General features: G+C 54.0%; 23 protein-coding genes. 20 read left to right on the top strand and 3 right to left on the bottom strand.

The genetic code is table 11. The features are described 5' to 3' along the window. From DL239_RS17530 to DL239_RS17560, 7 genes are all read left to right on the top strand, one after another. Positions 1-101 (top strand): EF-Tu C-terminal domain-related protein (locus tag DL239_RS17530; RefSeq protein WP_167683792.1); only part of this gene is annotated, 101 nt, incomplete at its 5' end. A 243-nt stretch (positions 102-344) separates the two neighbouring features. Further along, positions 345-1049, top strand: coding sequence for a hypothetical protein (locus DL239_RS17535; RefSeq protein ID WP_167685405.1), 705 nt, complete (start codon positions 345-347; stop codon positions 1047-1049). Between the two features lie 190 nt (positions 1050-1239). Continuing rightward, complete coding sequence (gene rpsJ / locus DL239_RS17540; RefSeq protein WP_167685406.1) at positions 1240-1554, top strand: 30S ribosomal protein S10; 315 nt, start codon at positions 1240-1242, stop codon at positions 1552-1554. Positions 1555-1572: 18 nt separating this feature from the next. Continuing rightward, positions 1573-2271, top strand: coding sequence for a 50S ribosomal protein L3 (gene rplC / locus DL239_RS17545; RefSeq protein ID WP_167685407.1), 699 nt, complete (start codon positions 1573-1575; stop codon positions 2269-2271). After that, positions 2268-2885 carry a 50S ribosomal protein L4 gene (rplD, locus tag DL239_RS17550; protein ID WP_167685408.1) on the top strand — a complete coding sequence of 206 codons (618 nt, stop codon included), beginning with the start codon at positions 2268-2270 and terminating at the stop codon, positions 2883-2885. Before rplC ends, rplD begins: the two co-directional genes overlap by 4 nt. Next, positions 2882-3178 carry a 50S ribosomal protein L23 gene (locus tag DL239_RS17555; protein WP_167685409.1) on the top strand — a complete coding sequence of 99 codons (297 nt, stop codon included), beginning with the start codon at positions 2882-2884 and terminating at the stop codon, positions 3176-3178. Before rplD ends, DL239_RS17555 begins: the two co-directional genes overlap by 4 nt. A 207-nt stretch (positions 3179-3385) precedes the next feature. Beyond that, positions 3386-3868: a hypothetical protein gene (locus DL239_RS17560; protein ID WP_167685410.1), complete on the top strand. Its 483-nt coding sequence runs from the start codon at positions 3386-3388 to the stop codon at positions 3866-3868. 108 nt (positions 3869-3976) lie between these two features. On the opposite strand, the gene DL239_RS17565 is transcribed toward DL239_RS17560, so the two are convergent. The 3 genes from DL239_RS17565 to DL239_RS17575 are packed head-to-tail and all read right to left on the bottom strand — an operon-like array spanning position 3977 to position 5674. Further along, on the bottom strand, positions 3977-4738 hold the full coding sequence (locus DL239_RS17565) for an AraC family transcriptional regulator (protein ID WP_167685411.1): 762 nt from the start codon (positions 4736-4738) through the stop codon (positions 3977-3979). 7 nt (positions 4739-4745) lie between these two features. Next, complete coding sequence (locus DL239_RS17570; protein ID WP_167685412.1) at positions 4746-5045, bottom strand: putative quinol monooxygenase; 300 nt, start codon at positions 5043-5045, stop codon at positions 4746-4748. Then, on the bottom strand, positions 5027-5674 hold the full coding sequence (locus DL239_RS17575; RefSeq protein WP_206188513.1) for a class I SAM-dependent methyltransferase: 648 nt from the start codon (positions 5672-5674) through the stop codon (positions 5027-5029). Before DL239_RS17575 ends, DL239_RS17570 begins: the two co-directional genes overlap by 19 nt. A gap of 350 nt (positions 5675-6024) precedes the next feature. Here DL239_RS17575 and rplB point away from each other — a divergent pair, with 350 nt between their 5' ends. From rplB to rplE, 13 genes are all read left to right on the top strand, one after another. Next, entirely contained in the window at positions 6025-6867 is an 843-nt protein-coding gene (gene rplB, locus DL239_RS17580; RefSeq protein ID WP_138163929.1) for a 50S ribosomal protein L2, read from the top strand. A gap of 3 nt (positions 6868-6870) precedes the next feature. Continuing rightward, complete coding sequence (gene rpsS, locus DL239_RS17585) at positions 6871-7149, top strand: 30S ribosomal protein S19 (RefSeq protein WP_167685414.1); 279 nt, start codon at positions 6871-6873, stop codon at positions 7147-7149. 3 nt (positions 7150-7152) lie between these two features. Next, positions 7153-7533 (top strand): 50S ribosomal protein L22, encoded by a 381-nt coding sequence (rplV, locus tag DL239_RS17590; RefSeq protein WP_167685415.1) that lies wholly within the window; start codon positions 7153-7155, stop codon positions 7531-7533. Continuing rightward, a complete protein-coding gene (gene rpsC / locus DL239_RS17595) occupies positions 7533-8240 on the top strand; it encodes a 30S ribosomal protein S3 (RefSeq protein WP_167685416.1) in 708 nt (235 codons plus the stop codon). Before rplV ends, rpsC begins: the two co-directional genes overlap by 1 nt. A gap of 13 nt (positions 8241-8253) precedes the next feature. After that, entirely contained in the window at positions 8254-8667 is a 414-nt protein-coding gene (gene rplP, locus DL239_RS17600; RefSeq protein ID WP_167685417.1) for a 50S ribosomal protein L16, read from the top strand. A 292-nt stretch (positions 8668-8959) separates the two neighbouring features. Next, positions 8960-11314, top strand: coding sequence for a CHASE3 domain-containing protein (locus DL239_RS17605; RefSeq protein ID WP_240931951.1), 2355 nt, complete (start codon positions 8960-8962; stop codon positions 11312-11314). A gap of 108 nt (positions 11315-11422) precedes the next feature. Next, on the top strand, positions 11423-12043 hold the full coding sequence (locus DL239_RS17610) for a 2OG-Fe(II) oxygenase family protein (protein WP_167685418.1): 621 nt from the start codon (positions 11423-11425) through the stop codon (positions 12041-12043). Positions 12044-12295: 252 nt separating this feature from the next. After that, positions 12296-13210 carry a hypothetical protein gene (locus tag DL239_RS17615; RefSeq protein ID WP_167685419.1) on the top strand — a complete coding sequence of 305 codons (915 nt, stop codon included), beginning with the start codon at positions 12296-12298 and terminating at the stop codon, positions 13208-13210. A 558-nt stretch (positions 13211-13768) separates the two neighbouring features. Further along, on the top strand, positions 13769-13969 hold the full coding sequence (gene rpmC / locus DL239_RS17620) for a 50S ribosomal protein L29 (protein ID WP_138163937.1): 201 nt from the start codon (positions 13769-13771) through the stop codon (positions 13967-13969). A gap of 11 nt (positions 13970-13980) precedes the next feature. Then, positions 13981-14211, top strand: coding sequence for a 30S ribosomal protein S17 (gene rpsQ / locus DL239_RS17625; protein ID WP_113821508.1), 231 nt, complete (start codon positions 13981-13983; stop codon positions 14209-14211). A gap of 99 nt (positions 14212-14310) precedes the next feature. Then, the gene (rplN, locus tag DL239_RS17630) at positions 14311-14679 is read left to right on the top strand and encodes a 50S ribosomal protein L14 (RefSeq protein ID WP_167685420.1); all 369 of its coding nucleotides are present in this window, start codon (positions 14311-14313) and stop codon (positions 14677-14679) included. 2 nt (positions 14680-14681) lie between these two features. Further along, entirely contained in the window at positions 14682-14993 is a 312-nt protein-coding gene (gene rplX, locus DL239_RS17635) for a 50S ribosomal protein L24 (RefSeq protein WP_167685421.1), read from the top strand. Further along, a complete protein-coding gene (gene rplE / locus DL239_RS17640) occupies positions 14986-15549 on the top strand; it encodes a 50S ribosomal protein L5 (protein ID WP_167685422.1) in 564 nt (187 codons plus the stop codon). The genes rplX and rplE overlap by 8 nt, the downstream gene beginning before the upstream one ends. The last annotated feature ends 12 nt before the right edge of the window (positions 15550-15561 follow it).

Genomic DNA, 15561 nt, shown 5'->3' on the forward strand with positions numbered 1-15561 from the left:
AGCTGATCGCACCAATCGCGATGGAGCAGGGCCTGCGCTTTGCGATCCGCGAAGGCGGCCGCACAGTTGGCGCTGGTGTTGTTTCCAAGATCGTCGAGTAATCACAGCTACGCTGTGATGATGGCGACAGGGTATCCACGCTACGGCGCGGATGTCCCGAGAGCCACTCGGTTGAAGTAATAGAGAAGGGCTGCCCAAGGGCGGCCCTTTTTTGTATCAAAACGAGGCAGGTCTGCCGCCCGATGTCAGCTGGGCTCCTGCATTCACTGAAGAATAATCCAACTGCTTAATGAGCTGTGTTCTAGTAGGAGCATTAGGATTGTTACGCTCACTTGGAGGATTACATGCGAAATGCTTTTACATCTCTGTTGTTGATCGTATCTGTACTTTGGGCGCCGATAGTGTGGGCCGGAGAACCCGTTAATCGAAAAGTACCCTGTCCTCTCGGCGGCAAGAGGATAAAAGTTGTGGAAACACAAGGCTGTTCTATGGGCAGCTCGGTTGCCATGAGCCTTCGACGCCTTTCCTCGTGTGATTTCGTGACGCGCATGCCGATCTGTGACCGCGAGGCTTTCCCAGTCTATCGCGAGTTCTCGAAGGATGAAGTCAAGCGATTGAAAGGCATCGTGAAAACTGACTGGTATCAAAATGCTAGATCGCAGTCCCGATACCTTCGTGCCTATTTAGTGGAGCGAGAGTTAGCCACGTATTCGGAAGAGGGCATGTTCTGGTTGCTGCAGAATGGGCATTTCTACGATTCGAAGAACACTTTTGGAAATGAAGTATACTTTTCAGAGTTCCGTGATGCGGCGAACGCATATTTGAAACAAGCTGAAGCTCAAGATAAGAAACTGATATTGTTAGCCGCAGCATTTGCTAGGGTTCATACTACAGATCCTCGGAAGGCTTTGACCATGCTGGATTCTGCTCGGAGGATTGATACGCCAGAGGTTCCATTTTTTGATCAATATCTCGAGCTCGTGAGGGCCTGTGTTGAAAATCCGAATGCAAAAAAGTGTGCGCCGAACACTATCATCGAGATTAAGTAGCTAGGAAGAGTTGGTAAGATGTCGCCAAACCCTCTTGCCACATCCCATCAACAGGCGTATAGCGCGCAAGTTCGCTTTATGTGAATAACCCGTCGGCAGGATTCGTTCCTGCCGTTTGGGTTTGAAGAGGGCCGGTGGAATGAGCCATCGGTCGTCCTATCAACTCCTTAGCCTCGAAAGGCTATAGACAATGCAAAGCCAAAATATCCGTATTCGGCTCAAGGCATTTGACTATCGTGTACTGGACGCCAGCACACAAGAGATCGTCAACACTGCCAAGCGGACCGGTGCCTCAGTACGTGGCCCGATCCCAATGCCGAACAAGATTGAGAAGTTCACCGTTCTGCGTGGACCTCACGTTGATAAAAAATCGCGCGACCAGTTTGAGATCCGTACTCACAAGCGTCTGCTCGACATCATTGATCCGACCCCCCAGACCGTTGACGCGCTGATGAAGCTCGACCTCGCCGCTGGTGTGGACGTCGAGATCAAGTTGCAGTCATAAGATCGGAGGGTATTGATTATGCGCTCTGGTATTATCGCTAAAAAAGTGGGCATGACCCGCTTGTTCATGGAAGACGGCAAGCAGATCCCTGTGACCGTTCTTCAGTTGGAAAACCTGCAGGTTGTTGCACAGCGTACAGACGAGAAGGACGGCTACACTGCTGTTCAGCTTGGTGCTGGTGCTGCTAAAGCAAAACGTACGTCTCAGGCTATGCGCGGTCACTTTGCCGCTGCAAAGGTTGAGCCTAAGCGTAAAGTTGCAGAATTCCGCGTTTCCGCTGATGCTCTGATCGAAGTCGGCGCCGAAATCTCGGCCGAGCACTATCTGGAAGGTCAAAAAGTTGACGTTTCCGGTACATCGATCGGTAAAGGTTTCGCCGGTGCGATGAAGCGCTGGAACTTTGGTGGTCTGCGCGCGACACACGGTGTTTCGATCTCGCACCGTTCGCACGGTTCGACAGGTCAGTGTCAGGATCCCGGTAAGGTTTTCAAAGGCAAGAAAATGGCCGGTCACATGGGTGCTGCCCGTGTAACCACTCAGAACCTGGAAGTCGTCAAAACTGACGCCGACCGTGGTCTGGTCTTCATCAAAGGCGCCGTTCCTGGCTCCAAAGGTGGTTGGGTCACTGTCAAAGACGCTGTTAAGAAGAAGGCCCCTGAGGGTCTACCTTTCCCAGCAGGTCTGAAAGCGGCTGCAGCCGAAGGTGGTGAAGCATGAAACTTGATGTAATCAAACTTGACGGCGGCAAAGCCGGCAACATCGAGCTGGATGCCGAACTGTTCGGTCTCGAAGCACGTGCGGACATCCTGCACCGTGTGGTTCGCTGGCAGCGTAACAACGCACAGGCCGGTACCCACAAGGTAAAGACCCGTTCGGAAGTGAACTACTCGACCAAGAAGATCTATCGTCAGAAAGGTACTGGCGGCGCTCGTCACGGTGCTCGTTCTGCTCCGATCTTCCGCGGTGGTGGTGTTTACAAAGGTCCAGTCGTCCGTTCGCACGGCCACGACCTGACCAAAAAGTTCCGTAAACTGGGTCTGCGTCACGCACTGTCTGCCAAGGCTGCTGCGGGTGAGCTGGTTGTGATCGAGAACGCTGAAACCGAGGGCAAGACTGCTGCTCTGGCCAAACAGGTTGCAAACCTGGGCTGGAAACGCGCTCTGGTCATCGACGGCGCGACCGCCAACGAAGGCTTCCTGAAAGCTGCCAAAAACATCGAAGGTCTGGATATCCTGCCGTCGATGGGCGCAAACGTCTATGATATCCTCAAGCGTGACACCCTGGTGATCACCAAAGCAGGTATCGAAGCATTGGAGGCTCGCCTGAAATGAGCGCTAAAGCAGAACACTACGACGTAATCCGCAAGCCGATCATCACTGAAAAAGCCACCATGGCGTCCGAAAATGGCGCGGTTGTTTTTGAAGTTGCGATCGACAGCAACAAGCCACAGATCAAAACCGCCGTTGAGGCGCTGTTTGGTGTGAAGGTTAAGGCTGTGAACACAAGCATCACTAAAGGTAAAGTGAAGCGGTTCCGCGGTGGCTTGGGCCGTCGCAAGGACGTCAAAAAGGCCTATGTTACCCTCGAAGAAGGTAACACAATCGACGTGTCCACCGGACTCTAAGATTGCTAGGATGAATTGAGAAAGGCCCTCGCTGCAAAGCGGGGGCCTTTTTCGTTTGAGTGTCTCGGCAGAGCGGGAATGGCATGGCTCCTTGCGTACTTGCGAGTTTCGTCAGTTTCTGAAGACACTCGTCAAATCGCTTGTGACTGCCCGCTGAATCACGGAGCCTGAAGGTATTGAAAATAAAAGCGGATAAGAGGTCCTAAGATGGGTGGACGTGAAATTTTGGTATGCCGACCAGTGCTCTTTATAAACCTGATAGTTGCGTCATTGTCTTTTGTTTCATTTGCTGGGGAGGCTGAAGCTGAAAATTATTGCGAAAATCAATGGCTGGAGATGGTTTCAAATATCGAGCGCGAGATTCCCCCGGATACTGTGAAGAAGAAAGGGCTTTTGTTTTCTGGGGACGATGGGCGTATCTTTAACTGTCTAGATATAGCGCTGCCAGATAGCGCTCTACAAGAACTGCAGTTTTGGGAAATAGCTCGATCTCGCTCGATCTCTTCTGATCCCTTATATGAAAACAGCCTTCCTCCAAATTTTTGCAATTCAAGCTTTGGAGTCGTTCAAGGGGTTCAAATTATGATCATATACCTCCCATATGATGGAGGGGAGCTGGGATCTCAGGCGTGCACTGTTAGGTTGAGCGGCATACCTAATAGAGCAAAACAGTTTTTTATGAAGGAATAGAAAATTGGTGACTATCCCACCGAACAACCTAAGCTAACGTATGGCAGCAGCCACCCAATTAGCCTGTCTAAGGGTAGTGTTGGGTTTTCTTTCGGAGGTTGGGGGCTGTTAACCGTCCGAGATAGTGAAACTGGCCCGGTACTGGCTGGGTGTCATATCCATGACTTCGCGAAAAGCGGCGTTGAAGCCTGAAAGAGAGCTATACCCAACCGACAGCGCAATCTCTGTTATTGACGTGTTGCTGGCGGCTAGCGCCTCGATCGCTTGAATGATCCTGATCCGGCGCAGGGCCTCGCTCCAGGTCATGCCCATTTCCTCAGCAAACCGTCGGGAGAGTGCACGCGGAGATTGGCCGCAGTCTTGTGCGACCTCTTTGAATGTCAGGCTGTGATGTGATTGGGCCTCGGTCAAGGTCAATGCCTTGCACAACTCGCGTGATGTGGGCGAGGGCAGGACGCAGCGGCTGGGAGATTCCGACAGCTGCCGTGTGACCTCTGCCAATGTTGCAAATATTTGTCGCGCGTATGGGGTCAGCGGGTCGCTATCTGCCCCCCAGATACGACATTCAGCGATCAGTTCGCGGGCCAGCGGTGTCATGTCGAAAACAGTCAGGGCCCGTTCGGGAGTTGGGATGAAATCAGGTGAGAATAGAACCGACGCTGATGTGAGTTTTGACAGGACGGTGATGATTATCGGACAGCCGGATTTGATCAGCGCCGCGCGAGCTGGGGGGAGCGTCCAGCGTTTTCCCTGTGCCTCTAGACGCAGGGTGCCCTTTAGCGCGTAGAGCAGATAATGCCGGTCCGTCTGAAATTCAGACGGACCGCTCGGTTCAAATGTGCTGTGTATGCAATAAGCGTCTGGCGTCATCCGGCGGTTATACGCTTTCGACAAGACTGGCGTCAAAGCGGCGGCTGAGCGGAGGTTTCACCATCATGGGTCGCAGTGTTGCGCCGACGCGGGCAAACTCCTCGGATGCAGTGTAGCCGTCAAAATCATCGGATGTCTCCCATTCGTGCAATACGCCGATCAGAGCCGGATTGATGGCGTCCTGAAACGGGTTGAACGCAATGCAGCCGGCCATGGCGCGCACCTGTGCGGCCTCGGTGGTTAGCGCCTCCAGTGCCTTGACGCTGTTGGTTTGGTCTACTTCAAATGTCACATGTGCGATGAGCATGGCTCTTCCTTCTTGGGTTTGGTGAAAATGTAACCCCGACTGGTGCGGCTGGGTGGGCCTGCGGTAAAGTCGTGGGTGTCTGTGCGCGTCAGCCCGGCGTTGTGGGCCAGTGCGGCTATTTGGCTGGCGTCAAACCAGTTGTGGCGATAGCGAAGCCAGATGAGCCAGTTGCACCAGTGCGGTTTCGACGCGACAAGGATCAGCCGACCGCCCGGCGACAGCCAACTGGCCATCCTGACAAAGGCATCCGCCGGATTGACGCAGTGTTCGATCACATGCGCCGCCAGAACGGTGCCAAAGCGGGTGTCTGGTTCAAAACGCTCAAGCGTGGATTGGACAATCCGGGGCAGGGTGCCTGCACCTTTAATCCGGTCCTGCGCCTTGGATAGCATTCGGTCGGATGGGTCCAGCAGAGTTAGATCCCGGCTGCCACCTTCGGACAACCAGGCACAGGCAAACCCACCGGTGCCAGTCCCGGCATCCAGCACGGGGTGTGTGGCGTTGGTATGGGCCTGAATCAGTTGCCGATAGGCGTGGGTATAACCCAGCTGGCTCAGCTTCTCGTCCCACCGCGCCGCAGCGCGATCATATTTTGCAGCGATATCCATGCTCTCTGGATAAATGAGCAAGGAAAATGGCGCCTCCGTCAAAAGGTCAGGTTTGCGCGTGAAACTGCCAAAAGGCACGGCTAGTGGGCCTGCATGCCAACATCAAATTGCACGGATGGTATTGTCGGTCGCAAGTAAGCGAGAGTGTGATCCTTCGCCTTGTAGCGAAAACACCTATCCCCCATTGCCAACCCCCTAATACCCTGCTACCTCGCACCGATCACCTAGCCTCGGATTCGTTCCGGGGCTGCTGATTTTTGGATGGGGACCTTCGGGGCCTTATATCGATGGCCACCTTAGGGGGGCTGAACATAGTCCAGGATGCCGGGAAAACTCGGTGCTTGGACACTGCTAAACGGAAGACAGAAAGCATGGCACTCAAGTCGTATAAACCGACGACGCCGGGCCAGCGTGGGCTGGTTCTGATCGACCGTTCGGAGCTTTGGAAAGGACGTCCCGTCAAGTCTCTCACTGAGGGTTTGACGAAATCGGGCGGCCGGAACAACACCGGACGGATTACCTCGCGCCGCCGTGGTGGCGGGGCAAAGCGCCTCTACCGGATCGTTGACTTTAAGCGTAACAAATTTGATGTTGCGGCGACCGTCGAGCGGATCGAATATGACCCGAACCGGACCGCATTCATCGCGCTGATCAAATACGAAGATGGCGAACAGAACTATATCTTGGCTCCACAGCGTCTTGCTGTTGGTGATCAGGTTATCGCCTCTGCAAAAGCCGACATCAAGCCGGGCAACACAATGCCTTTCTCAGGCATGCCTATCGGTACCATCATTCACAACATCGAAATGAAGCCAGGCAAAGGCGGCCAGATCGCCCGTGCAGCTGGTACATATGCTCAGTTCGTTGGTCGTGACGGTGGCTACGCTCAGATCCGTTTGTCTTCGGGCGAACTGCGTCTGGTGCGTCAGGAATGTCTGGCAACAGTTGGTGCGGTGTCCAACCCCGACAACTCGAACCAGAACTTTGGTAAAGCTGGCCGTATGCGTCACAAGGGCGTCCGCCCATCTGTGCGTGGTGTGGTCATGAACCCGGTTGATCACCCACACGGTGGTGGTGAAGGCCGGACATCGGGTGGTCGTCACCCAGTGACCCCTTGGGGTAAGCCTACCAAAGGTGCTCGGACCCGTAACAAGAACAAAGCGTCAAGCAAGCTGATCATCCGCTCGCGTCACGCCAAGAAGAAGGGACGTTAATCTATGTCTCGCTCTGTATGGAAAGGCCCTTTTGTTGACGCTTACGTTCTCAAAAAGGCTGAAGCTGCTCGTGAATCGGGCCGCAAAGAAGTGATCAAGATCTGGTCGCGTCGCTCCACTATTCTGCCCCAGTTCGTGGGTCTGACTTTTGGCGTGTACAACGGCAAGAAACACATCCCTGTCAACGTCACAGAAGAAATGATCGGTCAGAAGTTCGGTGAATATTCGCCAACTCGTACCTATTATGGTCATGCTGCTGACAAAAAAGCGAAGCGGAAATAAGTCATGGGTAAGGAAAAAAATCCACGCCGCGTGGCAGACAACGAAGCAATGGCAAAACTGCGCATGCTTCGCACCAGCCCTCAGAAACTGAACCTGGTTGCTGGTCTGATCCGTGGCAAGAAAGTTGATCGTGCTTTGACCGATCTGACTTTCTCGAACAAGCGTGTTGCTCAGGACGTGAAAAAGTGTCTTCAGTCGGCGATTGCCAATGCTGAAAACAACCACAACCTGGACGTAGACGAGCTGATCGTTGCTGAAGCCTATGTGGGCAAAAACATGACCCTGAAGCGCGGACGTCCGCGGGCTCGTGGTCGTTTCGGCAAGATCCTAAAGCCGTTTGCTGAGATCACCATCAAGGTGCGTCAAGTTGAGGAGCAGTCGTAATGGGTAACAAAGTCAATCCAATTGGCATGCGCCTTCAGGTCAACCGTACCTGGGACAGCCGCTGGTACGCTGACACCAAAGATTTCGGTGATCTTCTTCTGGAAGACATCAAAATCCGCGAATTCGTCAACACTGAGTGCAAGCAAGCTGGCATCTCGCGTATCATCATCGAGCGTCCGCACAAGAAGTGCCGCGTTACGATCCACACCGCACGTCCTGGTGTGATCATTGGTAAAAAAGGTGCAGACATCGAAACTCTGCGCAAGAAAATTGCCACGATGACCGATAGCGAACTGCACCTGAACATCGTTGAGGTTCGCAAGCCGGAGCTGGATGCTGCTCTGGTTGGTGAGTCCATCGCGCAGCAGCTGGAGCGCCGGGTTTCTTTCCGTCGCGCCATGAAGCGCTCGGTTCAGAACGCGATGCGCATGGGCGCCCTGGGTATCCGGGTCAACCTAGCGGGTCGTTTGGGTGGTGCTGAAATCGCGCGTACCGAATGGTACCGTGAGGGCCGCGTGCCTCTGCACACTCTGCGTGCCGACATCGATTACGCACACGTCGAAGCTAAGACTGCTTATGGTATCATCGGGATCAAGACTTGGATCTTCAAAGGTGAGATCATGGAGCACGATCCGCAGGCACGTGACCGTAAAGCACAGGAACTCCAGGACGGCCCAGCACCTCGCGGTGCAGGCGGTCGTCGCTAAGGGGGAATGACAAATGCTTCAACCAAAGCGTACTAAATTCCGCAAGATGCACAAAGGCCGGATCAAGGGAGAAGCCAAAGGCGGCTCCGATCTGAACTTTGGCACTTTCGGTCTGAAAGCACTGCAGCCTGAGCGTGTGACTGCTCGTCAAATCGAAGCGGCTCGCCGCGCGATGACACGTCACATGAAGCGTCAAGGCCGTGTTTGGATCCGGATCTTCCCGGACACTCCAGTAACTTCCAAGCCTACCGAAGTCCGTATGGGTAAAGGTAAAGGTTCGGTGGATTTCTGGGCTGCCAAGGTCAAGCCTGGCCGCGTATTGTTTGAGATTGATGGCGTCGATGACGACATCGCCCGCGAGGCCCTGCGCCTGGCTGCGATGAAGCTGCCAATCAAGACACGTGTCGTGGTTCGCGAAGACTGGTAAGATCTAGCTGATCTACACAGATTGAAGCCCCCGCTGAGAGATCAGCGGGGGCTTTTTTACATCGATTCTCCAGACGCCTGGTGGGTAGAGCAAGTTTCCTTGGAAGGGAGCGCCGTAGACGCATCATAATCGTCTTGGGCTTAAAGGTGATTTTGCAATGCAACTTATGGAGTGGAACCAGATGTTAATTTTGATGTGATCTACGTCGCTCGAGGAATTTACGAAGAGGATTCGTGACGTGACGACTAACAGCAAGTTGCCGAGTAAACGGTTTGCAGTTTCTAGCCTTAAAATGAAATCCAAGATTATATCTGTAGCTTTGATGCCATTGGCACTCATCGTTGGTGTGGGGGTCATAACGATGATCAACCTCAGCCGGATGGAAGACTCTTCTCGCTGGGTGACACACACACAGAATGTACTGGGCGAGTCGCGTTCAATTATTGCGTCTGCTGTTGATATGGAAACGGGTCTGCGCGGGTATCTGCTGGCAGGCAAAGAAGAATTCCTCGACCCTTACAATAGTGGTCAGGCCGCTGCCTACCAAACGCTCGCGGACCTGCGTGAAACAGTCAGCGATAATCCGGTGCAGGTTGCACGCTTGCAAGAAGCAGAGCAGGCTCTGCGTGGCTGGCAAACTGATGTTGCCGAGCAGGCGATTGCGTTGCGCCGAGATATTGGTGACGCCCTAACCATGAATGACATGGCGGCCGAAGTGAGGCAGGCCAAGGGTAAGGTATTCTTTGACAAGTTTAGAGCAGAGATCGCCAGCTTCATTGAAGTCGAGCAGGCGAATTTGGTGACCAGACAAGAGAAAATCGCTACTATTATGAACAGCCCATTCCTAAATGCGGTCGCAGTTACTGAGGGGATGGAACGTATTGAACACACATATAATGTTATCAATACAGCCAAAGATGTTCTGGCTGCGGCGGTGGACATGGAGACCGGTATGCGGGGGTTTCTGCTGTCCGGTGATATAGTGTTTTTGAAGCCATACCACGACGGCATAACCATGATGCAACTCCTCATGGCCGAGCTTTCTGGTGCTGTCAGTGATAATCCGGAGCAGCTAGAGCGCCTGACAAATGCTGGTTCCATCATTGCAGAATGGCGCGAAAAAGTCGTGGAACCAATTCTTGACATGAGACGCGCAATTGGCACAGCCGAAACCATGGATGACATGGCAGATCTGGTAGCCGAAGGCCGTGGCAAGACATATTTTGACGGTTTTCGCGGCATTATGGCTGACTTCCAGGCAGAAGAGCAGGGCTTGATGGAAGCCCGTCGAACTGCGAGTGAGCAGATCTCTTCTGAGACAAAAATCATGATCCCAAGTGCAATTGCCGTTTCCATCGTGATTGGTGCTGTGCTGGCGTGGCTCATGGGCTCTAGTATTGCCAAGGCCGTTGGGATGATCACTGGAGCCATGGGTAGCTTGGCAAAGGGTGACAATACCGTTGTTATCCGGGGGCAACGCCGCGGTGACGAGGTCGGCGAAATGGCCCGTGCACTTGAGATTTTCCGCGATGAACTTTCCAAAATGCAAGAGCAGGAAAAGCAAAAGGCCGAAGGTCGCGATGCTGCACTTGCTGAAATGGTCAACGAACTGAGCAAACGTCTGGCGCGGTTGTCACAGGGCGACCTAGCGGTTCAGATCCACGAGGACTTCCCCGAGGGGTATGAGCAGCTACGGCAGGACTTTAACGGCACAGTCTCTACGCTGAGCGGAATTGTTGAGCAGGTTGTCCAAACCTCGAGCAGCATCCGCAGCGGCGCGGATGAAATCAGCCAAGCCTCAGAGGATCTGTCACATCGAACAGAGAGCCAGGCCGCTACGCTGGAGCAGACAGCGGCAGCATTGGATGAGCTTACGGCTTCGGTTAAGTCCGCCGCCGAAGGGGCCCGTAGTGTCGAAGCCACCGTAGGTGAGGCCGGCGAAGAAGCAAAACGCAGTGGCCACGTTGTGCAGAGTGCTGTTGCAGCCATGAGCGAGATTGAAGAATCCTCTCGCCTGATTTCGCAGATCATTTCGGTGATTGATGACATCTCGTTCCAGACCAACCTTCTGGCGCTGAACGCGGGGGTCGAGGCTGCCCGTGCAGGCGATGCGGGACGTGGTTTTGCCGTTGTGGCAAGCGAAGTGCGGGCGCTGGCGCAACGCTCTTCTGATGCGGCGATGGAAATCAAAACCTTGATCAGCGACAGCTCAAAGCAGGTTGATGGTGGTGTCGAATTGGTTGGTGAAGCAGGCGTTGCCTTGGAAAGCATCGTTGGTCAGGTCGGCCATATCACCACGCTGGTATCGGACATCGCCGAGGGGGCTGCCGAGCAGTCAACCGGTCTGCACGAGATCAACACCGGCATGACCCAGTTGGATCAGGTGACACAGCAGAACGCAGCCATGGTTGAAGAGGCCACAGCGGCCGGCCATCTGCTAAAGTCTGACGCTGCTAAACTGTCCGAGCTGATGTCGCATTTCAAAGTGGGGCAGGGTGGCAACGCCACGCCTAGCCTTGCTGCGCCGACGACACCGACGGCGCATGGCATGGATAACATGATCGACGACTGGTCGCTTGATGACGAACCAGCCGCGCCAGTGGCCGCAACGGGCACAGACGGCGACGCTCACTGGGAGGACTTCTAGTCCTTTCCATACCGTGACCCTCTTGGGTGAGGGTGAGGGCAATCTGGGAGGCCACGTCAGATGACGTGGCCTCTCGCGCTGTGCCGCAGGTTGCGCTATGACGGGCCCATGTCACAGATTGAATCGCTTTTTGCCACCCGCCTGTACCGCGCTGCCCTGTCTGAACATGGGACCAAGATTGACGCGGATGAATTGGAAAACTCCTGCCTTGTCATCGCCGAAGATGACGAGGCCGGTCAGGACTGGTGCGAGGAAAATGCCTATCCCGGCTATACCTCCTATGCCTCGCTGACTGATTTGCCTTGGCGGTTCCCGATCTTTGCCGATCTGGTCAAAGTGCTGGATCAGCATGTTGCTGAATTCGCCAAGGACCTGCAGTTTGATCTGGATGGCCGCGCACTGGTGCTTGAGGATCTGTGGATCAACATCCTGCCCGAAGGCGGCATGCACGCCAGCCACATCCACCCACATTCCGTAATTAGCGGCACCACTTATGTGGCGATGCCTGAAGATACCAGTGTGCTGAAACTGGAAGATCCACGGTCGGCGATGATGATGGCCTCGCCCATCCGCACCAAGGACGCCCGCCGTGAGCTGCAGCCGTTTATCTACATGAAGCCGGACGTCGGGGATGTGCTGCTATGGGAAAGCTGGCTACGTCACGAGGTGCCGATGAATATGTCCGAAGATGATCGAATCTCGGTCAGTTTTAATTACCGCTGGGAGTGAGCCCCGGTCCGCGAAGTGGCAATCGTTCCGGGGGAACGATTGAGGGGCGAACGGTCGGAGACCAAGCCTGAATTGGAAATGATCCGGGGGATCATTTCAGGCGCGAACGGTCCGAGATCAAAGTCATACGCTCGGTGGTGTTAACCTTTGTTAATGTTTTGATTGCCTGAACCTCAAATTGGCCTTAGGCGCACTTTTATTCAAATTCTAAGGGGTTTGAATTGGGGGTAACGACAAGTGTACTGAGGCCAAATGACTTACAAAACAGCGTTGACGACCGTGTTTCTCGTGTTGGGAGGCGCTACCGCTGCTGCATCCGATCCTTCCATTTTTGGTGAGCTGGGAGTGAATTACGAGACATACGACCATAGCGGCAACGGCGTGAATTCAGGTGGGTTCCCGTTTTTCGAACCGTCAGAATGGCAGGCCGGTCGGCTGCATGGTGAAATCGGGGCCGAGTTCGACAATGGGGTGGTTCTTTCTTTTGCGGCGCATCAGATAGAAACAAATGTCAGTGAGACCAATGACATTGGGGCCCCGACCAATGAAGGTATCGAAAGTGCAGGCCAGCAAGTGGTTTCGCTTGGCCATTTGGGTAATGATTTCTACTGGGGCGGGTTTGCAGGCTTGGGTCAGGTCCGGTTTGTGGGGGATGACGATGTTCAAAATTCGCAGTACAGAATTCTGGGCTTTGGTGTCGGCGCCGAGCGCAATCGGTGGGCCTATGGTGCGTCTGTGTCATTGATGGATATCATTAAGTCAGAAGACATTGAGGTGCTGGATCAAGCCGCAATCATTAGAGTGCACGGCGAGTATGCGTTTTCAGGCAAGAATTCCTTGGTCGGCTTGCATGCTTTCTACGCAGAAGGTGACATGGACACCGAGGGTGGGCGAACAGGGGATCCCGTGCGTGGCTCGGGCGTCGGGCTGTATTTGAAGCATGAAATAGGTCAGCTCGCAAACCAGAGCTCTGTCATGCTCAACGCTGGTGTTGACTATGTGGCGATGAAAGAGGCGCCGCCATCTGCGGATCACAATGTCTACTCAGCAAAGGCATACGTGGGTGTGAGTGTGCTGTTTGGCGCCGCACGCGCTCCTAGATCCATGCGAGTCGCCTCTGCGCCTGACATGACCTATGTCCAGATGGTAAACGCTCTACTGGATTGATGGTGGTTCGCCTGCAAGCAGGCTGTGTCTAAGGCCAAGCCGTGAAGCATTAGGGCAGTGCCAGACCTTGGGGAGGTGCAAAAGCGCCTTCCCGGGGGGAAGGTCAGGCGCGGCCCGGGCCTTTAGCCCGTGCCATTGGAGGCGAATTAGGCCGGTTTTCTTTGTTTCCAATGGCGGATTCGCACCACCATAGTGCTTTGCGTTTCACCTCGCCGTAGAGGTTGAACGTGAGCTGGGTGGTCAATTTCAAAATAATGCCTTTGGTGATTGTGCAAATAATTAAAAACGAAAGCGCGGCTTAGGCCATTGGCCGGTATCCAGATGGTATGTCATGATTTGCGGGCCGGTTTTACTAGTTCTCACGATGAGACCCGGACTCCCCAACCTTTCCCTTGCCCCCACCCCCACACTCCCCTATAGGGACCCATCGCCAACCCCGATTTCGCAAGGAATCAGGGCGAGGTGATTCTTTTCTGCATTTCGATGCAGGTGACATAACCCACCAGGTGCGAGGTTACCCAACAGGGGCCTTCTGGTGCTTTGGAAAGGACTTAGGCTATGAACGCCAAGGATCTTCGCGAAAAATCCGCGGATGAACTCCGCGATGAACTCGCAAACCTGAAGAAAGAGAGCTTTAACCTGCGCTTTCAACAGGCCACCGGTCAGCTGGAAAACACATCAGGCATCAAAGCGGCTCGCCGTAACGCTGCCCGTGTGAAGACCATTTTGAACCAAAAAGCTGCAGCAGCAGCTGAATAAGGAGCGACACGATGCCCAAACGTATTCTCACTGGCACCGTGACCAGCGACGCCAACGCCCAGACCGTAACTGTCTCGGTTGAACGCCGCTTCACGCACCCTGTTCTGAAGAAAACCATCCGTAAGTCCAAAAAATATCGGGCCCACGATGAGAAGAACGTTTTCAAAGTAGGTGACTCTGTACGCATCATCGAATGCGCACCTAAGTCGAAAACGAAACGCTGGGAAGTTCTGGAAGCTTAAGAGCCTTTAGAACCCTTAACCGACAGACATCCCAGTTTGTCGAAACCCTGGAGACATCATGGCACGCATCGCCAGTTTCCATAGGTCGGGAGAAACCAAATGATCCAGATGCAAACTAACCTGGATGTTGCTGATAACTCAGGCGCTCGCCGAGTCCAGTGCATCAAGGTTCTGGGTGGCTCTAAGCGTAGATACGCATCCGTAGGCGACATCATTGTCGTCTCGGTTAAAGAAGCCATTCCACGTGGTCGTGTTAAGAAGGGTGACGTCCGCAAGGCCGTTGTCGTTCGCACAGCCAAAGAAGTTCGCCGCGCAGACGGTACTGCTATCCGCTTTGATAGCAACGCTGCTGTAATCCTGAACAACACCAACGAGCCTGTAGGTACACGTATCTTTGGCCCAGTTGTTCGTGAGCTGCGTGCCAAGAACTTCATGAAAATCATCTCGCTTGCTCCGGAGGTGCTGTAACTATGGCTGCTAAACTCCGCAAAGGTGACAAAGTCATCGTGCTTGCTGGCAAGGACAAGGGCAAAGAAGGCGTTATCTCGTCTGTTGACCCGTCTGCTGGCAAGGCTGTTGTTGAAGGCGTGAACATCGCCATCCGCGCAACACGTCAGACACAGACCGAGCAGGGCGGCCGTCTGCCCAAAGCTCTGCCAATCCAGCTGTCGAACCTGGCACTGCTGGACGCAAACGGCAAAGCAACTCGCGTTGGCTTCCGCATGGAAGGCGACAAGAAAGTTCGCTTCGCTAAAACTACAGGGGACGTAATCGATGCTTGATACTGCTGCTTACACCCCGCGTCTGAAGACCTTTTACAAAGAGAGCGTTCGCGCCACTCTGAAAGAGGAATTCGGCTTTAAGAACGAAATGCAGATCCCTAAGCTGGATAAGATCGTTCTGAACATTGGTTGTGGCCGTGCCGCAGTCCGTGACAGCAAGAAGGCAAAGTCGGCTCAGGCTGATCTGACCCTGATTTCTGGCCAGAAAGCTCTGACCACTGTCGCCAAGAACTCCATTGCTGGCTTCCGCGTTCGCGAAGGCATGCCAATGGGTGCCAAGGTGACACTGCGCGGCGACCGGATGTATGACTTCCTGGATCGTCTGATCACCATCGCAATGCCTCGTATCCGCGACTTCCGCGGCATTTCGGGCAAATCTTTTGACGGTCGTGGCAACTACGCCATGGGCCTGAAAGAGCACCTCGTGTTCCCAGAAATCGATTTCGATAAAATCGACGAAAACTGGGGCATGGATATTGTGATCGCTACGACCGCGAAAACTGACGCGGAAGCCAAGGCGCTGTTGAAAGCTCTCAACATGCCCTTCAATTCGTAAGCGCGGGAAGGA

The sequence above is a fragment of the Parasedimentitalea denitrificans genome (assembly GCF_011813015.1).
Taxonomy (GTDB): Bacteria; Pseudomonadota; Alphaproteobacteria; order Rhodobacterales; family Rhodobacteraceae; genus Parasedimentitalea; species Parasedimentitalea denitrificans.

Bases quoted from the DNA above. Each gene is read 5' to 3' on its own strand.
- rplB (WP_138163929.1), top strand. From the start codon at position 6,025: ATGGCACTCAAGTCGTATAAACCGACGACGCCGGGCCAGCGTGGGCTG.
- rpsS (WP_167685414.1), top strand. From the start codon at position 6,871: ATGTCTCGCTCTGTATGGAAAGGCCCTTTTGTTGACGCTTACGTTCTC.
- rpmC (WP_138163937.1), top strand. From the start codon at position 13,769: ATGAACGCCAAGGATCTTCGCGAAAAATCCGCGGATGAACTCCGCGAT.
- DL239_RS17560 (WP_167685410.1), top strand. From the start codon at position 3,386: ATGGGTGGACGTGAAATTTTGGTATGCCGACCAGTGCTCTTTATAAAC.
- DL239_RS17565 (WP_167685411.1), bottom strand. From the start codon at position 4,738: ATGACGCCAGACGCTTATTGCATACACAGCACATTTGAACCGAGCGGT.
- rpsQ (WP_113821508.1), top strand. From the start codon at position 13,981: ATGCCCAAACGTATTCTCACTGGCACCGTGACCAGCGACGCCAACGCC.
- rplN (WP_167685420.1), top strand. From the start codon at position 14,311: ATGATCCAGATGCAAACTAACCTGGATGTTGCTGATAACTCAGGCGCT.
- rpsJ (WP_167685406.1), top strand. From the start codon at position 1,240: ATGCAAAGCCAAAATATCCGTATTCGGCTCAAGGCATTTGACTATCGT.
- DL239_RS17555 (WP_167685409.1), top strand. From the start codon at position 2,882: ATGAGCGCTAAAGCAGAACACTACGACGTAATCCGCAAGCCGATCATC.
- rplE (WP_167685422.1), top strand. From the start codon at position 14,986: ATGCTTGATACTGCTGCTTACACCCCGCGTCTGAAGACCTTTTACAAA.
- DL239_RS17610 (WP_167685418.1), top strand. From the start codon at position 11,423: ATGTCACAGATTGAATCGCTTTTTGCCACCCGCCTGTACCGCGCTGCC.
- DL239_RS17605 (WP_240931951.1), top strand. From the start codon at position 8,960: ATGAAATCCAAGATTATATCTGTAGCTTTGATGCCATTGGCACTCATC.
- rplC (WP_167685407.1), top strand. From the start codon at position 1,573: ATGCGCTCTGGTATTATCGCTAAAAAAGTGGGCATGACCCGCTTGTTC.
- rpsC (WP_167685416.1), top strand. From the start codon at position 7,533: ATGGGTAACAAAGTCAATCCAATTGGCATGCGCCTTCAGGTCAACCGT.
- DL239_RS17570 (WP_167685412.1), bottom strand. From the start codon at position 5,045: ATGCTCATCGCACATGTGACATTTGAAGTAGACCAAACCAACAGCGTC.
- rplV (WP_167685415.1), top strand. From the start codon at position 7,153: ATGGGTAAGGAAAAAAATCCACGCCGCGTGGCAGACAACGAAGCAATG.
- DL239_RS17615 (WP_167685419.1), top strand. From the start codon at position 12,296: ATGACTTACAAAACAGCGTTGACGACCGTGTTTCTCGTGTTGGGAGGC.
- rplX (WP_167685421.1), top strand. From the start codon at position 14,682: ATGGCTGCTAAACTCCGCAAAGGTGACAAAGTCATCGTGCTTGCTGGC.
- rplD (WP_167685408.1), top strand. From the start codon at position 2,268: ATGAAACTTGATGTAATCAAACTTGACGGCGGCAAAGCCGGCAACATC.
- rplP (WP_167685417.1), top strand. From the start codon at position 8,254: ATGCTTCAACCAAAGCGTACTAAATTCCGCAAGATGCACAAAGGCCGG.
- DL239_RS17535 (WP_167685405.1), top strand. From the start codon at position 345: ATGCGAAATGCTTTTACATCTCTGTTGTTGATCGTATCTGTACTTTGG.